Annotated in this window: 16 protein-coding genes and 2 pseudogenes; 11 read left to right on the top strand and 7 right to left on the bottom strand. The window is 33.6% G+C overall.

Features of this window, described 5'->3' with window-relative positions:
- Window positions 1-130 precede the first annotated feature (130 nt).
- Window positions 131-541, top strand: a complete 411-nt coding sequence (locus AC1VNJ_RS21365; RefSeq protein WP_311265201.1) for a hypothetical protein — start codon at window positions 131-133, stop codon at window positions 539-541.
- 93 nt (window positions 542-634) lie between these two features.
- Here the strand turns inward: AC1VNJ_RS21365 and AC1VNJ_RS21360 are convergent, their stop codons facing one another.
- Entirely contained in the window at window positions 635-1,150 is a 516-nt protein-coding gene (locus tag AC1VNJ_RS21360) for a DUF4241 domain-containing protein (protein WP_311265200.1), read from the bottom strand.
- Window positions 1,151-1,343: 193 nt separating this feature from the next.
- Between AC1VNJ_RS21360 and AC1VNJ_RS21355 the strand changes: the two are divergent.
- Window positions 1,344-1,756, top strand: a pseudogene (locus tag AC1VNJ_RS21355) (DinB family protein); the annotation flags it as partial.
- 309 nt (window positions 1,757-2,065) lie between these two features.
- On the opposite strand, the gene AC1VNJ_RS21350 reads toward AC1VNJ_RS21355, so the two are convergent.
- Window positions 2,066-2,509, bottom strand: a complete 444-nt coding sequence (locus tag AC1VNJ_RS21350) for a hypothetical protein (protein WP_176344249.1) — start codon at window positions 2,507-2,509, stop codon at window positions 2,066-2,068.
- Between the two features lie 185 nt (window positions 2,510-2,694).
- On the opposite strand from AC1VNJ_RS21350, the gene AC1VNJ_RS21345 reads away from it, so the two are divergent.
- The 3 genes from AC1VNJ_RS21345 to AC1VNJ_RS21335 all read left to right on the top strand — a co-directional run bounded on the left by AC1VNJ_RS21345 (window position 2,695) and on the right by AC1VNJ_RS21335 (window position 5,821).
- Window positions 2,695-3,420 (top strand): ZIP family metal transporter, encoded by a 726-nt coding sequence (locus tag AC1VNJ_RS21345; RefSeq protein WP_482641274.1) that lies wholly within the window; start codon window positions 2,695-2,697, stop codon window positions 3,418-3,420.
- A gap of 452 nt (window positions 3,421-3,872) precedes the next feature.
- The gene (locus tag AC1VNJ_RS21340) at window positions 3,873-4,808 is read left to right on the top strand and encodes a cation diffusion facilitator family transporter (protein WP_034264830.1); all 936 of its coding nucleotides are present in this window, start codon (window positions 3,873-3,875) and stop codon (window positions 4,806-4,808) included.
- Between the two features lie 803 nt (window positions 4,809-5,611).
- Window positions 5,612-5,821 (top strand): VanZ family protein, encoded by a 210-nt coding sequence (locus AC1VNJ_RS21335; RefSeq protein WP_081732881.1) that lies wholly within the window; start codon window positions 5,612-5,614, stop codon window positions 5,819-5,821.
- Between the two features lie 619 nt (window positions 5,822-6,440).
- Here AC1VNJ_RS21335 and AC1VNJ_RS21330 read toward each other — a convergent pair.
- Window positions 6,441-6,944 (bottom strand): DinB family protein, encoded by a 504-nt coding sequence (locus AC1VNJ_RS21330; RefSeq protein ID WP_482641273.1) that lies wholly within the window; start codon window positions 6,942-6,944, stop codon window positions 6,441-6,443.
- Window positions 6,945-7,228: 284 nt separating this feature from the next.
- On the opposite strand from AC1VNJ_RS21330, the gene AC1VNJ_RS21325 reads away from it, so the two are divergent.
- A complete protein-coding gene (locus AC1VNJ_RS21325) occupies window positions 7,229-7,681 on the top strand; it encodes a VOC family protein (protein WP_047751219.1) in 453 nt (150 codons plus the stop codon).
- A 203-nt stretch (window positions 7,682-7,884) separates the two neighbouring features.
- Entirely contained in the window at window positions 7,885-8,358 is a 474-nt protein-coding gene (locus tag AC1VNJ_RS21320) for a stress protein (RefSeq protein WP_482641272.1), read from the top strand.
- Between the two features lie 351 nt (window positions 8,359-8,709).
- Here the strand turns inward: AC1VNJ_RS21320 and recA are convergent, their stop codons facing one another.
- Window positions 8,710-9,747: a recombinase RecA gene (recA, locus tag AC1VNJ_RS21315; protein WP_482641271.1), complete on the bottom strand. Its 1,038-nt coding sequence runs from the start codon at window positions 9,745-9,747 to the stop codon at window positions 8,710-8,712.
- A 512-nt stretch (window positions 9,748-10,259) separates the two neighbouring features.
- Here recA and AC1VNJ_RS21310 point away from each other — a divergent pair.
- Window positions 10,260-10,610 (top strand): annotated as a pseudogene (locus tag AC1VNJ_RS21310) (ASCH domain-containing protein).
- 18 nt (window positions 10,611-10,628) lie between these two features.
- Window positions 10,629-11,063: a DUF2269 family protein gene (locus AC1VNJ_RS21305; protein ID WP_290099590.1), complete on the top strand. Its 435-nt coding sequence runs from the start codon at window positions 10,629-10,631 to the stop codon at window positions 11,061-11,063.
- Between the two features lie 267 nt (window positions 11,064-11,330).
- Here the strand turns inward: AC1VNJ_RS21305 and AC1VNJ_RS21300 are convergent, their stop codons facing one another.
- The 3 genes from AC1VNJ_RS21300 to AC1VNJ_RS21290 all read right to left on the bottom strand — a co-directional run bounded on the left by AC1VNJ_RS21300 (window position 11,331) and on the right by AC1VNJ_RS21290 (window position 14,820).
- Complete coding sequence (locus tag AC1VNJ_RS21300; protein ID WP_482641270.1) at window positions 11,331-12,566, bottom strand: MFS transporter; 1,236 nt, start codon at window positions 12,564-12,566, stop codon at window positions 11,331-11,333.
- Window positions 12,567-12,586: 20 nt separating this feature from the next.
- Window positions 12,587-13,693 carry a ThiF family adenylyltransferase gene (locus AC1VNJ_RS21295; protein WP_034264856.1) on the bottom strand — a complete coding sequence of 369 codons (1,107 nt, stop codon included), beginning with the start codon at window positions 13,691-13,693 and terminating at the stop codon, window positions 12,587-12,589.
- Window positions 13,694-13,908: 215 nt separating this feature from the next.
- On the bottom strand, window positions 13,909-14,820 hold the full coding sequence (locus AC1VNJ_RS21290; protein ID WP_482641269.1) for a DNA-3-methyladenine glycosylase family protein: 912 nt from the start codon (window positions 14,818-14,820) through the stop codon (window positions 13,909-13,911).
- Window positions 14,821-14,980: 160 nt separating this feature from the next.
- Between AC1VNJ_RS21290 and AC1VNJ_RS21285 the strand changes: the two genes are divergently transcribed.
- Window positions 14,981-15,457, top strand: a complete 477-nt coding sequence (locus AC1VNJ_RS21285; RefSeq protein WP_033578639.1) for a DinB family protein — start codon at window positions 14,981-14,983, stop codon at window positions 15,455-15,457.
- A 96-nt stretch (window positions 15,458-15,553) separates the two neighbouring features.
- Entirely contained in the window at window positions 15,554-16,399 is an 846-nt protein-coding gene (locus tag AC1VNJ_RS21280) for an isocitrate lyase/PEP mutase family protein (RefSeq protein WP_034264862.1), read from the top strand.
- Window positions 16,400-16,558: the final 159 nt, after the last annotated feature.

Raw genomic sequence — 16,558 nt, 5'->3', positions numbered from 1 at the left:
CTATAGATTAAAAAAGAGTTCTGTACAGTAGATAAACAGTATCCATATTCTCGGTAGTAAATAGAAATAAAATGTTTATTTACTTAAGGTCCTAATATAAATAATAAAACTCTATTGGGAGACTACATTTATGAAAACAAAGATTATACCAGTGATTATTTCATCCATCTGCGGTAGTTTAGCTTTTTCAACTTTATTCCTGGAAGGCCGATATATAGATTTTACTGATTTCATTGACCAATTCGTTACTGGGTTGATCCTTACTCCATTTGTTATAGTATTTGGCCTTACATTTTCTATAATGATTGACACGATTATAAGAGATACAAAGAAGTATAAAGCTTTATTTGAATTCCTACTGTACGTCCTTTCTGGAGTTGTAGGGACTTCAATCATTTTATTAATATTTTCGCTAAGTGATGGTATAAGCATTTTCCTAGAATTTAAACCATTTCTTATTCTTGCCCTAAGTTGCTCAGTCCCCTTTGGAATTAGCTCAATTACATTGAAATATGTATTTAAAACGGTTCCCTCTCACTAAAAACAGTTTGTATGCGCTATACATCTTTAGTTAACATAATCGCGATTCTAGGCAGCAGTAAGAGACTTCCTTTATTGAAAGTCTCTTACTGCTTCATTCTTCTTCATCTTCTATGTAAAATTCTAATAACACAGCTACAATTTCATTTTGATCATTGTATTGAACAAAAACAGGATAGTATCCATCGCCTATGCCAGACATTGAAACTGTGCCACCGGTTACGATGCCAGCTTCGTCATCAGAAGTAGCGATGATGTCTGAGCACGCGACATAATATTTCATGCCTTTTTCGTCCATATCTATTTCATAAATATTCTTCACTTCATATGAAATAGCTTCATCTCTTCCGAAAACGGATACATCAAATATACCCGCCATAGCAGAATCAACGCCAATATTTTTACCTGTTTCTAGCCATTCTGAACCCAGTTCAACATCACGGTGACAGACCATTAATTTAGTTATCGTAAAATCTTCAGTGAAGAAGACAGTCGATTCCCATTCTCCACTTTTAGCTGGCTCCAATACCCAAGATAATATGTCACTTTCGTCAAACGCATCTTCTACTGGATAACACGGATCTGAAACAATAAGTTGATTTCCTTTCAATTCGAAAGAACCTAAGATTTTTCCATTCGTATTTTTACCCCCATTTATTTATTAGTTTAATTCATCTAATTCAATAAATGAAGATGTATACTCTATACAACCTTAGTTAACATAACAGGTATTATAAGAACCATAAACATTTGAAATAATTAGATGTTTCTCATTTTAATTTAGTAAAATTATCTAAGAAGATAAAAAGGGGGAAGCAATTCCTCAAACTGAATTGGATTGGAGGCCAGATAAAGAAGCTATGACATGCATGGAGATAGTTCGACATGTCTTAGAATCAGAATATTATTATGATCTAGCTATTAAAAATAGGGGTAGCTTAAAAGAATTTGACTCTCCTTTTGAAAAAAAACATTGATTTCTGTAAAAAGTGAATTAGAATTTGCAGACACATACCCTCAACAATTTCTAGAGATGATAAATAATTTTTCAGATGAGGATTTAACATGTATTCAAATAGATCGTTCAGATGTAGACTATATTCGTTCTTTAGGTGATATGTTATTGAGTATAGGTTATCATGAGTCCGTACACGCAGGACAACTCTTACAGTATTTAAGAACAATGGGAGTTGATTGTCCTAAAATCTGGGGTTAAACAAGTTAAGCGCTTATGTATACCATATATACAAACTTAGTTAACATAATCAGCATTTCATGTTCTAACTGTTTCATTAGAATCTCAACTCTTAGACATATAGTAAACTTTTCACTCTACACCACTTGAAGATATTATAAAGTGTCTTGCTGTCGATAAAAAAGTTCCAATTAATTTGACATTATCCAGTCCCTAGAAACCTAACACGTTTTCTTTTTCACGTTTCCATCCAATATGCCATATTCGTTTTGAGCAATTCTTTCACTTTCTGCATAGCTTATAGATTACAATAAGCAACATCGCTTCCCATTAAGTGCCCAAAATAGTGATGTATGATTGTGTTTGACATACCTTTGTTATCCACACTGTAAATTCTTTGATCATGTTAATCAACTCACGAATGTACTTGTTTTTGTGATGATCAAACTGTTTGTACGTTTCCTCTACTTTACTAAAATCAATCCATTTCTTTAGTTTAATCATAGGCGGGTTGGTGCTCAAAAAATACGCGAGTTCTTGCAGCTGATTACTGATCCTCAGCCATGTTTCTGCTTTGATTTCTGTCACTTGGGTAGGTTCATACTGTGGCACATACTTGCAAATCGTGGTGTAGAAATAAGCAAAAGCTTCATCAGCAAAATAGACCGATTCTTTATTCCAATACTTTGCATTGTACTCACCTGGCTTCACTTCTATATAATAAGCATTTTCCACCTTATCCACATCTGTTATCATTTCAAAAGGAGATTCCATAGTAACACCTCTTCTTTAGATAACGTTAGTATGTCCGTTTTTATTAGTGATTCACCTAAAAATCACTCCAAAGTTAACATCATGTACTTTTATTTTTTTAACCATTTATAAAACATAGGTATGATTGCCCTTCCTTTGAATAGGTTAGTTGTAAAAAAACATATAGCCGAAAGGAAGTAGCAATTATGCACATAGAAATAAATACCTTATTTACTTTAGGTTCTGTAATGGGTTTATTAGTAGGTGGAGGACTTCTTAAATTAGTTAGTCACCTGTCACGAGGTAGAATTCAGTTTATGTATGCGATATGTGGAGGAATCTTATTAGGTTTGTTATTTTTTGATATCCTTCCTTCCACATGGCATCTGTATGATTTAAAAGGCGTTCTATTAGGTATCGTAGCAGGATATATCGTTATGCTATGCATAGATCTCTTTTTGCATAAAACAAATAGTGCAATTTCACCTTTTCAGTCACTTATTTTATTAACGGCTGCAATCTTTTTTCATAATATTATTACAGGAATTACCTTTGGGATAACAGATCTACATCAGTCAACTTCCTTATTCGTAGCTACCCTCTTACACCAAATTCCAGAGGGTATGGCCCTAATGACCGTTCTCTCCATAGCAAAAATACCTAACGTCTTCTTTTTATTCATTATAGTCCTTCTATCGCTATCTTTGGGCGGGAGTTTATTACTTGGAGAAAGTGTACAAGCTTCCTCCCTTAAAATACAAGCCTTATCGACCGGAGGAGCAATTGGTACCCTATCTTTTGTTATTTTTCATGAAATAATAGGAAAGGCTATTAGTCACTTCAGAAACCTACATGTATGGCTATTAATATCGCTAGGAGTACTAATTATTTATATTTATCACTATTCCCTTTCACTATTTCATAGTCATTAAACTTATATAGAAAATTTTAGAGATCTTAATTTATAAGGTCTCTTTTTTATTCTTATAAGATTAATCATATTACATAAGAAATTCAAAAGTCGTGATCCGAAATTTTTCTGATTTGTTAAAAAGAAGTATGAGATTGATTTGGAAACAGCTTTTGAGTGACATAAATGATTTTTGATGAAGTTGAAAATACTAAAACAAATGGTCAAATTAAATCTTTAAATGATGAAGCTTCTGTTAGGGTTTCCCAGAACTTAAAAGCACCATCTCATCATAAAAGAATTAACATTCTATATCTACTGTCTTAAAAGGAATCTTTAGTATATAAGACTTTCGGGGATTTAAAGATCCACCCATTGAGTTTTTTGAATAAACTACTTTTAGTGAAATCCAGAACAAGAGAAATAACGTTTTTTCAAACAATGATCAGGTTTTTGCAGAGAGGAGAGATTTTTATGGGAAACAACCACAATCACGACCACGGAGATGTATTTCATTCCCATGCTCCGATTGGGAAAATGAAATTAGCATTTTTTCTTACTTTAATTATCCTGGTAGTCGAATTAATTGGAGGATTCATTTCACACAGCTTAGCCCTACTTTCTGATGCTGGACATGTACTTACAGATATTGCGGCCATAGGGCTATCGTGGTTTGCTATGCACCAAGCCCAAAAGCCAGCTTCGGAAAATTTCACTTACGGGTATCACCGTTCAGGGATACTAGCTGCTTTTATTAATGCCATGACGTTAATTGTTATTGCTGTTGTCATACTATACGAAGCGATTGATCGCTTTAAGGATCCCCAACCAGTGGGAAGTACATGGATGTTTATTAGTGCATCTGTTGGTTTAGCCATGAACCTTTACTTAGGTCTTGGCTTAAGGAAGGAAGACAACATCAATGTGAAAAGCGCCGTACTTCATATGATTGGGGACGCAATGGCTTCGGCAGGAGTTATTATCGGAGGACTTATTATCCTATTCACTGGCTGGAATATCATAGATCCAATCCTAAGTGTTCTTATTGCATTCTTAATTGCTTTGGGCGCATGGAAAATTGTAAAGCAGACAATAGGAATTTTAATGGAAGGTACACCGAAAGGAATCTCTTTAGAAAAAGTAATGGAAACAATTCATGCAGTTAAAGGTGTACTAAATGTCCACGATTTACATGTTTGGAGTATAACTAGTGGGAAAAATGCATTATCCTGTCATGTGGTGTTAAATAATCAGATAAGTTTCCTGGAAAGTCAGGTCATATTAAGAGAAATTGAATCCAAACTTCAACATCAAGAAATTGAGCATGCAACTATCCAGTTAGAAAACGAAGAGCACCCTCATGATGAGTCAGCTATTTGCTCTACCACCAAACGTGAAGGTCATCACTAATACAACTTGGTGTTTTTATATGTGTAAACCCTGAAGAATATTGCTGTCGATAATAAACTAAATGTATAGGTCAACAGACAAAAAAATCATGACTCACTTTTACGAATTATTATTTCCCAGCTCTTTCTTACATTATGAATGAGTTTTTGTGTTTTTAAAAAGATATATTTTCACGAACAAAATATTCAAATCTATTGCAGAGTGTTAAAGAAATTATTATCGTTAATAAAATAAAAAGCCATCTAGTATTTGAAGTAAAGGTGGCTTTTTACTATAATATGCACGCACGTCCAGACATACATACTATATCTTTTCATACAATCACATGTAAAAAAGACTATAAGAATTTAAAGAAAGTATTAATAATAAAAATCACACTTAAAAGTGCAATAAAAACAATCAATTCAATTGTTTCCTCACTATCTTTTATTTTATACTTTAAATCTCTATCTTTAAGGTGTATGTTCTTCTTATATCCTAATTCCATATGATTAATTCCTTCCCTTTATGTATTCGTTTTAATTGGCATGTTTACTATTTGGCTTGTTTCCACATGTAAGTTAGCACCCTCTATACTGTGTTCTTATGCTAATGTATTCTCTACTTTAGCTGTTATATCATGAGCAGCGTCTACTCCCAAGATGGAATTTGCGAGAATGGAGATATCTACTACAGGACTCCATAATGTTTCCTCTCTTTTATCCTAACAAAGCAAGTTCAAGTGGGTCTATAGCAACCTTTTTGAAGGATTCTATAAAAATAAACCCCTATCAAGAAAGTTTCGTTAAGTAAAAAAAGTAACAATCTTAGATTTATCTGTTACATGTTTAATTGAATTTATTCAATATTTCATGGGACGTAGCTTAGATATAGACGATGTTCTACTTAATATGTTTGGAACAGTTATAAGTTATGTGGTTCTTTTAATAAATAAGCAAGCCAGTAAAATAAAAAAGGGCGACTATATAGATAGATGCCCTTTTTGTTCCAATAAGCTGGTTGATGGTAACTAAGTATATAATTTATAAAACAGAACAACCTCCTGTACAGGAGGTTGTTCTGTTGGGAATACGTTATTAGTCTGGCCAGATTTGTAGATTCATATACATATAACTTTAAAAATAAACATTGTGATGACTCTGTTTTTAAAAAGCAACCTTACTTAAGTTTTTTTAGTTAAGTAATTGATAAAGTATTTTATTTATTATTTATTTTTTACTATTTACACTTAGTGACGACAAAATAGTTCTTTTTCTACAAATTTTCCCAACTTGATATTACTAAATACCACTGAATTTAACGCTCATTCCGTTATCTAGATGAAATAAGAAGATACCTTTTCCTCAGAGTCCATTAGAAGAAATATTTTTTTCATTAAAACCCTCCAACTTATATTTATGGATTTATTTCTCTGAAAAGACAACAACAATAATTTAGTGGATAGCGTAACAACGATGGTTGGTTAAATTTTTGTGATTCTAGCTGTGAACGTCTTCAGCAACACGTTCACCAATATCCAGCACACGCGAGATGTTTTGCACAATTTCAGGAAGCACGATCACGGCCTCTTGGAACATCCAAATATAAGCTAGGACTGCAAATATGCTCTTCGTGAAATGATTTCTTAATTTATTATTTGAAAGGTTCTTTTTCAGGTAATCCCAATATGTCCGTATTTTTAGGTGTATGTCCTAATAGACGTAACATAACTACAATTTGTCCTTTATGATGTGATTCGTGAGTAATTGAATGGGTAAGCAATTGACGAGGTGTCTTTCTTACAAAACCACTGTTTGCTCTCCAAGCAAGTTCTTTTTCGATAGACTCATCAAATTTATCTGTGAATTGCTCCAATACTTTTTCTACATATCTATCAGCCTGTTGAAAATAATGCTGAATATCGTCTATTTTCATAGTATTAATTACTTCTTTTGTGAATAGTGGTGATGATGTTTCTGAAAGCACAAAAGAACCTAACCAAGCATGGTAGCAACCTGCCACATGAACTAGAGAATCTCTAATATTTTGAGAACCAAATGCAAACTCTTTCGTCAAGTCACCCTCACTCAATTCTCTACACTGCTCTAATAAAGTTTGTCGTGCTTGTTTTACCCATTCATATTCTAGCTTTTCCATAACAATCCCACCTCTCAGACATATAATGAAAAATTATTCTTTACTATACACTCTTTAGAATTATTATTACACCCATTTTTTCATTAATTAGTTAAGTAAATGATAAAGTACTTCGTGTATTAATGACAAATAGATCATTTTTCTACAAAGAATATAAAGTATACAACAAATATGGCCTAGTGACAGGATAGCAATGTTTTGTTTGAAAGGAATTTGTAACTTTTAAATAGAATGATTATGAAAATGGACAGATAATAAAATTTTACACATAAGGAGATAAAACTATGGAAAAAAACAACCTACTAAGAATGGACAATGTCAGCATCGTTGTAGAATCCCTTGATGACGCAATTTCTTTCTTTAAGGAGATTGGCTTGAGTCTCGAAGGGCGGGCCACCGTCGAAGGTCAATGGGGTGGCCGCGTAACGGGATTGGGTTCTCAGCGTGTAGAGATTGCGATGATGGTTACCCCGGATGGTCACAGTCGGATTGAACTTTCGCGATTTCTCAGCCCACCTACTATATCAGATCACCGGAATGCTCCTGTAAACGCTCTCGGCTATCTACGCGTCATGTTCACTGTTGAAGACATTGACGAAATGGTCTCCAGACTTACTAGATATGGCGCTCAGCTCGTTGGCGAAGTGGTTCAGTACGAGGACTCGTATCGTCTCTGCTACATTCGTGGAGTAGAAGGACTTTTAATCGGTTTGGCAGAGCAACTCAGTAACAAATAAGTAAGTGACGTTTTATAAAAGTCTTTACTGAAATGTACGTTTAACCTATCTGAATCTTCAATAGATCGAGATTATTTTCAGGTTTTTTCAAACCTTTATTTTACTTTTTTGTCCCCTATATATACTTAATTATGGAATTTTTGTTTTAATATTCATAAAAAGGGTATTTGTTCTAAGAACCAACTAAAATAGGAGGAGATCAAATGAGAAGAGCGAAACAAGCTGTTGTAGCTTCTGCTGTAGGTTTAGCTATGTTAGCGACGCCATTAGCTCTACCGAATTTAGGAGGTTCTGCTGGCTCCGCAGAAGCTGCAGAAGTTGGAGGAGACGTAGGGATTGATCCAGTAGCCATAGGACAAGCGATTGCAGATGCGGCTAAAACTGCCGACAATCGAAGTGGTTTTGTTAAGGGAGCGATGGAAAAAGCTTTCTTTGAATCGGGTCAGCAGTATAATGTGATAGTAATGAATTTAAGTCAAGGTTATAATTCCGACCAGTTACAAGGTGTACAATATTTTGATACCGTAGATTATGATGGTATCACGTTTGGGGTCTGGATATTTGAAGAAGGAACGTTTATTAATGAAGGTGATGGAGGTTATGATAACTGGGCCTTTAGAGGTTGGTTTGAACGCACGGGGGACGATGAGAAAACGGTCAACTTCCATAGACCTTGATCTAATTAAACAGAACCCTATTTAATTAAATAGGGTTCTGTTTGTTTGCTATAAGAATTTTTCTGTTTAAAAAGATTGCAATAAAAAGTCTAGTATAGCGCTTTAGACAACAGTATCTCAATTAGAAATCTTGTTCCTTCCACAGTAGCCCAATTTTTTGTTTTCTCTGCAAAACCTTTTCTAGATAACGTTCCGTTATTTTACGATTACTGTGGCCAAGCTCCTTTTGAATTAAGAAAATATCAGCTCCCTGCTGCCTACTATAAATCGCATAAAATGACCAAAATAATGAAGTGAAATCAGTGAAATGGATGGGCTTGAAGCTGCCGGGAAAGGCATTTTAAGCTTTTATTAGCTTTCGTTTTCACTATCGCTATCGTTATCAATATCATTATCGTTGTCAGTATTACCATATTTAAAATCAATAATGCTTTTTCTAATTTCTTCTCTGATTTCAGGGTTTTCTTTTAAGAAAACCTTAGCGTTTTCTCGTCCCTGCCCTAAACGTTCCCCATTATAAGAAAACCAAGATCCAGACTTTTGAACAATATCTACTTCAGAACCAATATCTAAGATTTCTCCTTCTCTTGAGATACCTTCTCCATACATAATATCTACTTCAGCAATGCGGAAAGGAGGTGCCATCTTATTTTTGACTACTTTAATTCTTGTTTTGTTACCAACTATGTCATTTCCCAGTTTAAGTTGTTCAGCACGGCGAACCTCAAGGCGAACGGAAGAATAGAATTTTAGCGCTCTTCCGCCTGGCGTTGTTTCAGGATTTCCAAACATAACGCCTACTTTCTCCCTGATTTGATTGATGAAAATAGCAATGGTTTTAGACTTATTAATTGCTCCAGATAGTTTACGAAGGGCTTGAGACATCAAACGAGCTTGTAGACCTACGTGAGAATCTCCCATTTCTCCCTCAATTTCTTTTTGAGGAACTAATGCTGCTACTGAGTCAACAACAATAATATCTACAGCACCACTTCTAACTAATGCTTCAGCAATTTCAAGTGCCTGCTCACCAGTATCTGGTTGAGATAACAGTAACTCATCAATATCTACACCTAGTTTTCTTGCGTAAACTGGATCAAGTGCGTGTTCAGCATCAATAAAGGCAGCTCGACCTCCATTTTTTTGTACTTCTGCAATCGCATGTAAGGAAACTGTTGTTTTACCTGAGCTTTCGGGTCCGTACACTTCCATGATTCTTCCTTTTGGATAACCATTAATCCCAAGAGCGATATCTAAAGCTAATGAACCTGAGCTAGATGCCTCAACTTTTGTATGTGTGCCTTCCCCCATCTTAATAATTGATCCTGTACCGAATTGTTTTTCAATTTGTTTTAGAGCCATATCTAGTGCTGCTTGTTTATCATTCATAATTTAAAACCTCCGATTGTTAGTACGTTTACAGTAAACGACAATGTATGTGGATAAATAATAAGGATTGGCTCAAATGTTTTTGCTCCGTGCGAGAAAATTTTGTGTTTAACTGTCTTGGTTTATTCTGTTGTTCCTTTATTTATCTCTAAACCCTTAATATCGAACAAATGTTCCTGTTGTGTAATCATACAATAAACGCATCTAGTTGTAAAGGAGAAAGTTTTGTACAAACCAGCCAAAGAAATATCTTTTTTGTGAAAAGTAGGTTTATACCTTTAATACTTACAGTTATTGAAACTTCAATCTATAAAATAACCCTTATTATACGCTCAAAAAATAATTCATCCTCTTATATGCATTATGTCATGTGCTTAGACTATCGACTAACAAAAGGGATAAATTATAATAGATTTATTAGAGAAATTTTCCACCTAATAAATTCAAATGAAATTCGTCGTTAAAAATATGATACATTAAATACGAGACAAGAAATGAAAGGAGTTTTTTTAATGAGTAACCATGAAGCACAAAATGAATTGCCACCAAAAACATGTACAATCGATCGACTTGTAACAATGCCGGATGATGTAAATAAAGTAATCAAAGGCAGCAAAACAGCAACTCGCCGAAATGGAAGGTATGCTGATGTAGGAGAGATAATGGTTTTAGAAGATCAAAAATTTGTAGTGGAACGAGTTTATTCTTAATCACTAGGTGAATTAACAGATGAAAATGCTCGCCAGGAAGGCTATGCTACAGTAGAGGAATATAAACAATCTATTTTGTCTTATCATCCTGGGATGCCTTGGCTTCCACAAATGAGGGTATGGGTGCATGAGTTCAGATTAGTTAACGATTGATAGGTAAAAGAAATGGATTTGTTGTACCGTATATTAGTATATATTCATGTTTCTAGTGTCATTTTATCAATTGGTCCTTTTTTTATTCTCTTGCCAATTGTTAAAAAACTACATAGTTCAAGAGAACAAGAAATGAATGCCTATTTGATCACATTTCAATCTGTTGTTAGGCTCGCAAAACATACGGGCCATGTTCTTGTTATCACAGGGATACTCCTCGTTATGTGTGGCCCATGGACGTGGACTACGCCGTGGATTATAATGACACTGATTTTCCTTTTTTGCTCCTTGTTCTTTCTGGCCCGTGCTTTTTCACCAACACTTCGAAAGTACAAGGAGGAAGGACAAAATAAAAAAGAACTGGCAACTAAACTAGAGCGATCTGTTTGGATTTATATCATTCTATTAATGACTATGCTTTGGTTTATGGTCGGTAAGCCAACTTTTTGGTGACACCCATCCATTTGTCGTCACTAAGAGTAAATAGTTAAACTGATTATTTTCATCAAATACTTTACGTTTTACTTAACATAACTCGTATTTTCGGTATGAAAAAAGATTTTTGCTTGTATATCAGATGCACATTTGGATTAAAAATTAAAAACCCCTATTAACCGTATGTTAAAGGGGTTCTTACTTATTGTTTAAACTCCAAGTATGAAGTTCTTATAGAAGAATACACTAAATATCAATATGTTTCAAGTCAACCCAAGTAATTATCTACTTGTTGCTACTATTAATAGGTTGATCTATAGATTGTTGGGTCTCAAATAGAGAGGTCTTAATGCCGATTAAAGACGCCACAATCGTTAGGATGCCTGCTGAAATAAAAATTAAAGAGACGCTAATATATTCAGCTGCAACACCTGCTAACATTCCACTAATCGGTAAAGCCAAAAAAGCTAACATACGAGTTGAACTAATTACTCTTCCCAATAAGGCTGATGGCACAATCTCTTGCCTAAGGGTAAACCAATTAATTGCTAATAATGTTACCGAACCGACAATTACAATTCTACAGACTATTAACAAAATAACTGCAGTGTTTGAAAAAGTAAGGATAGTTTGCCCTAAACCTATTATTACACCACAATAGATAATTATATTTCCCCGTGGTAATTTATTTAGTTTATTTGCAGCATAAATTGCTACAAATGACCCTAAGGTTTGTAGGGAAAATATTAAACCAATATACTGTGCCGATAAATGTAAATTATCTTTTAGATGAAACATAAATAAAGCTTCCATAGCACCATAACCCACATTGATTAAGAATATGAGAATAGTCCCTATCAAAATCTTTTTAGTATTTATAACGTATTTAACTCCTTCAGCTATTGAATTGATTATAGAACTATTAACTGGATTCTGGCTTTTATATTTCTTAGTTATTAAGCCAATGAATATTCCAGAAAGAAAATACGTAAAAAAATTAAAATATAATAAGTTATGAGTTCCAACCAAAGCAATTAAAATGCCTGCTATTGAAGGGCCTGCAAAGGTTGTAATTGTCTCTGATAACTTGAATAAAGAGTTACCCTGTATTAAATTTTCACCTTCTAAAATTTCTGGTATGACTGATTCAAAACTTGGATGATAAAATGCACTCACAGCTGATATTAAAAAAGCTACCACATATACAATCCATATATCTAACACGTTTATTAAAGCTGCAAGAGGTATGATAATAATTAAAATGGCTGATAAAATATCACCTATTAATAAAATGTATTTCTTACTTATACGATCAGCTAAGGCTCCGCCTAACAAACTAAACAATACTTGAGGCGTAATTTCTAAAACAAATGTTAATGCCATTAAACTTGGTGATTTAGTCAAATCATATACTAATAAAGGCAGTGCGATTTGAAAAAAAGACGTGCCCAACTTACTTGTTGTGGCACTTAAAAATAAGCATAAAAAATCTCTGTTCTTTAGTACTTCATAAGATTTCAACATTTACCCCCCCATCATAATTATTGACCTGCTGTTACAGGTGCGGAATGGCAAACTGGACAATCCTCTTTCTTATTCCACTCTGAAATAGGGTAAGTTTGATATGTAAGGAAATTTAATTCCATCATTTTCCCTAATGATGTTGGAGTTTGAATACCTGTTACCAACCCTAAAAATTCATTTACAATAGCACCAGCCAACATAGCTACATTAGGACTAATCGCAGCATTATTTCGTTGAAAATTTATCTGATGCATACTGTCAAGTTGCTTATTAACTATAACATCACTTTCAATTATGGTTTGTTTATGACACTCTACACACCCAGTTTTTCCTGGTAACATAGAATAAAATCTGCCCCTTGTGTTTAGGACTCCACCTGAAACTAACGGCTTTCCTAACTTCACTACTGCTTCATTTACCCAGTCCTGTATATGAAGGGTTGGTTTATCGGCTACACAAATTACATAATCACTACCTTCAATATGTGCCATTACATCTTCAGCACATTCTATACGCTTATTAGTAACGTTTAACTTAACATTAGGATTAAAACGCGATATTCTTTCCTTTGCTAATTCCGTTTTTAACTTATTAATATCTTTTTCAGAATATAACAACTGTCTATTAAAATTGCTTAATTCCAAAGTATCAAAATCCAATGCATTAATGTTATGAAAACCTAATGCAGATAGATGATATAGTATTTGACTACCTAAACCTCCGATTCCGAGCAAAGCAACCTTTGTATTTATGATAGTTTCTTGCACATTGTACTTATTGTCCTCTAAAGACGTAAAAAGCGAAAAGTAATTAAGGTTTGCTTTGTATCTTTCGAGTTCATAATCTCCTATAGATTGAGGATTCAAAGAATTATCTTCTAAATATTTCTCTGTATCTAATGCCTTTATCCCTTCCAATACCTCATTTTCTTTTATGTTTGGATACTTTTCTTGGACTAAATGTATTATTTCTTCTATAGAATTTTTTCCGTTAATAAGAGAAATTAAATACTTAATACTTCCACTGGGATCTTCAATAACTCCTGCTACTCCATCTTCTTCACCAATATGGATTTCATCATTTATAAAAAATACAGGGATTGTCTCTTTGAACTTAGGTTTCATTTTCTACATTTCACTCCATTTCTCTTAATTATTGAAATAGGGAACTATCATATGATAGTTCCCTATATTTACAGACTTGAAGTTTAAACAATAAGTAAGTAGTTCACATAATGATAACGTTTTAGCCTGGAATACCGTTTAATACCGCAGCTTTATTAGTTGTTTTCTTAACTTTTACCTTCATAACTAACACCTCCATTTCTTAAAAGATATATTTATAATATTTTTTCTTGCATGTAAAACCAGCATAGATGAGTAATCCAGGTTTCCGCAGTTTTCCATTGAGTAGATATTTTTCTAACTTGTGATTCTGTTAATAATTCGTTATACTCATAAATCTCTCCTACTACTTTACGTATAATTAAATCTCCTGCGGGTAGAATGTCTTGACGTCCTATACCTCTCATTAGTATTGACTCTGCCGTCCATTTTCCTATACCTCTATGTTTCATTAAATAGCTACAACCCCCTTCACGATCTAATAAATATAAGCAACTTAAGTCTAGCTCCTCATCTATAATGGCTTTAGTTATTTCATGAATATATTCAGCTTTCCTTTGACTTAGCTTTAAGTCACGAAGTTGGTTTATATTTAACTTCATCACCTTGTGGGGGCATAAATCTGTATAATATTCACAGTTATTAATTATTATTTTAGCTCCTGTTTTTTCTAACAAACTCTTTTTAATCCTATGAGCAACTTTTGCACTAATTTGTTGACCGATGATCGCCCATATGATGGATTCGTAGACACTTCCTAATAAAACAGGTCTAAACCCTTCGTACATTTTTATTAATTTTCCTATCTTAGATTCATTAGCTATAGACTTTTGAGCTTTGTTTATATCTTGTTCCAGACAAAATATTGTGATAATTTTCTCCTTTACTAGTTGAACCTGATTATTCTTAACTTCTTCACCAATAACTTTAACTTCCAAGTACTTACTATCGATTCCTTCGTCCCTAACTAGTACTAGGTACGTTCTTCCCCCTATTATAAAAGCTCTACAATATGTGTGTTCAATAACCTTCTCGATTACAAAAGAGGGCGAGTTTTTTATGTACCTTAAAATTAAATCAAAATTATATATGCTTGGTTTATTAATTCTAATTATTTTTTGTCTCATAACTTCCTCCTAATTTTTAATAAATCTATATTAACAGGCTTTCTTGAAAAATTAATGATTAATCTAAATAAACAGATAATATTTATAAAACCATCCATGTTTTTCATTGTAAGACTTTGGATATGTTATATTTATAGTAAAATTAAAGGAGTGAGCGAAAATGGATGCGATGAGTTTTATTTTACTAAACTTTGAAGAAGTGAGACGTCGAAGTATAAAAGTATGGATGTCAATACCTCAAGATAGGTTAGACTGGCGCCCTGATCCAGAAGCAATGTCATGTAGGGAAATGATACATCATGTTCTTGAAGGAGAATACCTCTATCATCAAATGTTAGAAAAACCCCTTAACCTTTCTCTAACAGAGGAGCATAATCCTTATAAGGCAGTAACATTTAGTTCTGTTGAAGAAGCATTAAAGTTTGCTCAACCATATAGGGAAAAATTTATAGAGTTTTTAGGCCTCCTTAATGAAAAGCAGCTAACAGAGATAAAGATAGACCGATCGGAGATGGGATATATTCGAGAGTTAGGAGATATGTTGTTACGAGTGGCTTACCATGAATCAGTACATACAGGACAACTTTTAGATTATTTAAGAACTGCAAAAGTTAAACGTCCTATAATATGGGATTAAGTTTCTGATTAATCTCCCGTTGTTTTATTTTTCTCTGCTCTAAAGAACGCTCATACAAAGCCATAAAGTTGTTTACTTAAAGGGGGAAGAACCATTGTGAATAATGAAAAGCAGTTACTTAAATTTCAGACGTTTCAACAACTTCACAAAAGACCCTATACTTTTGTATTGCCTAATGCTTGGGATGTTATCAGTGCTAAAATTTTTGAGAAAAATGGGTTTCCAGCTATTGCAACAACCAGTGCTGGCATAGCAATGTCTTTAGGATATAATGATGGTGAAAAAATCCCTTTTGAACAAATGTTAGGAGCTGTTAAGAGAATTATTAATTCCGTCAATATTCCTGTCAGTGTAGACCTAGAGTCTGGCTATGGAAGGTCTACTAATGAAGTGGTAGATAATACAAGACAAATTATTTTAGCAGGAGGAATTGGTATAAACCTAGAAGATGGGACGGGAGATTTAGATAGTCCTATTTTAGATGTTTCGTTGCAAGTAGAAAAAATATCTGAAATTAGATTACTATCCAAATCGCTAAAAGCCCCATTATTTATTAATGCGCGTACTGATTTGTATTGGTTAAATACAGGAGATCCGGATCTAAGACTTCAAGAAGCCATCAATAGGGGAAAAGCATATCAAAAGGCTGGAGCAGATTGTATTTTTATTCCTGGACTATATGACATGGAATCCATTAAAAAAGTTCGACAAGAACTATCGTGTCCCATTAATCTTTTGTCTGGGCCAAACTTGCCTTCTATTAATACATTATCGCAAGTTGGTATTGAAAGATTAAGTACTGGATCCGCCCCTTTTAGAGCAACTGCTACATTATTACAAAGAATTACTGAAGATATCCTTTGTGATAATAATTTTCAACGATTAATGAATGATAATATGAGTTATGATGCGATAACAGAACTAATTGGGACTCCTGAATAGAATTTATCAAATTATATTTAGCTTTCCTTTATAGAACTGATAGGACTACTGAAATATACAGTAGTTCTTTTGCTGTTTGAACTATATTTATTCAAACAGTTACCATAAAACGTTTTATAGATTGTTGATATAACAACTATTTTCTTTCAGGTGATTGAA

Source organism: Priestia sp. 3CA3 (assembly GCF_056836725.1).
This window is presented reverse-complemented; position numbering and strand designations above follow the sequence as displayed.

Excerpts from the sequence above, each read along its gene's own strand:
- AC1VNJ_RS21365 (WP_311265201.1), top strand. The coding sequence starts at position 131 with ATGAAAACAAAGATTATACCAGTGATTATTTCATCCATCTGCGGTAGT.
- AC1VNJ_RS21350 (WP_176344249.1), bottom strand. The coding sequence starts at position 2,509 with ATGGAATCTCCTTTTGAAATGATAACAGATGTGGATAAGGTGGAAAAT.
- AC1VNJ_RS21345 (WP_482641274.1), top strand. The coding sequence starts at position 2,695 with ATGCACATAGAAATAAATACCTTATTTACTTTAGGTTCTGTAATGGGT.
- AC1VNJ_RS21340 (WP_034264830.1), top strand. The coding sequence starts at position 3,873 with ATGGGAAACAACCACAATCACGACCACGGAGATGTATTTCATTCCCAT.
- AC1VNJ_RS21330 (WP_482641273.1), bottom strand. The coding sequence starts at position 6,944 with ATGGAAAAGCTAGAATATGAATGGGTAAAACAAGCACGACAAACTTTA.
- AC1VNJ_RS21325 (WP_047751219.1), top strand. The coding sequence starts at position 7,229 with ATGGAAAAAAACAACCTACTAAGAATGGACAATGTCAGCATCGTTGTA.
- AC1VNJ_RS21320 (WP_482641272.1), top strand. The coding sequence starts at position 7,885 with ATGAGAAGAGCGAAACAAGCTGTTGTAGCTTCTGCTGTAGGTTTAGCT.
- recA (WP_482641271.1), bottom strand. The coding sequence starts at position 9,747 with ATGAATGATAAACAAGCAGCACTAGATATGGCTCTAAAACAAATTGAA.
- AC1VNJ_RS21295 (WP_034264856.1), bottom strand. The coding sequence starts at position 13,693 with ATGAAACCTAAGTTCAAAGAGACAATCCCTGTATTTTTTATAAATGAT.
- AC1VNJ_RS21290 (WP_482641269.1), bottom strand. The coding sequence starts at position 14,820 with ATGAGACAAAAAATAATTAGAATTAATAAACCAAGCATATATAATTTT.
- AC1VNJ_RS21285 (WP_033578639.1), top strand. The coding sequence starts at position 14,981 with ATGGATGCGATGAGTTTTATTTTACTAAACTTTGAAGAAGTGAGACGT.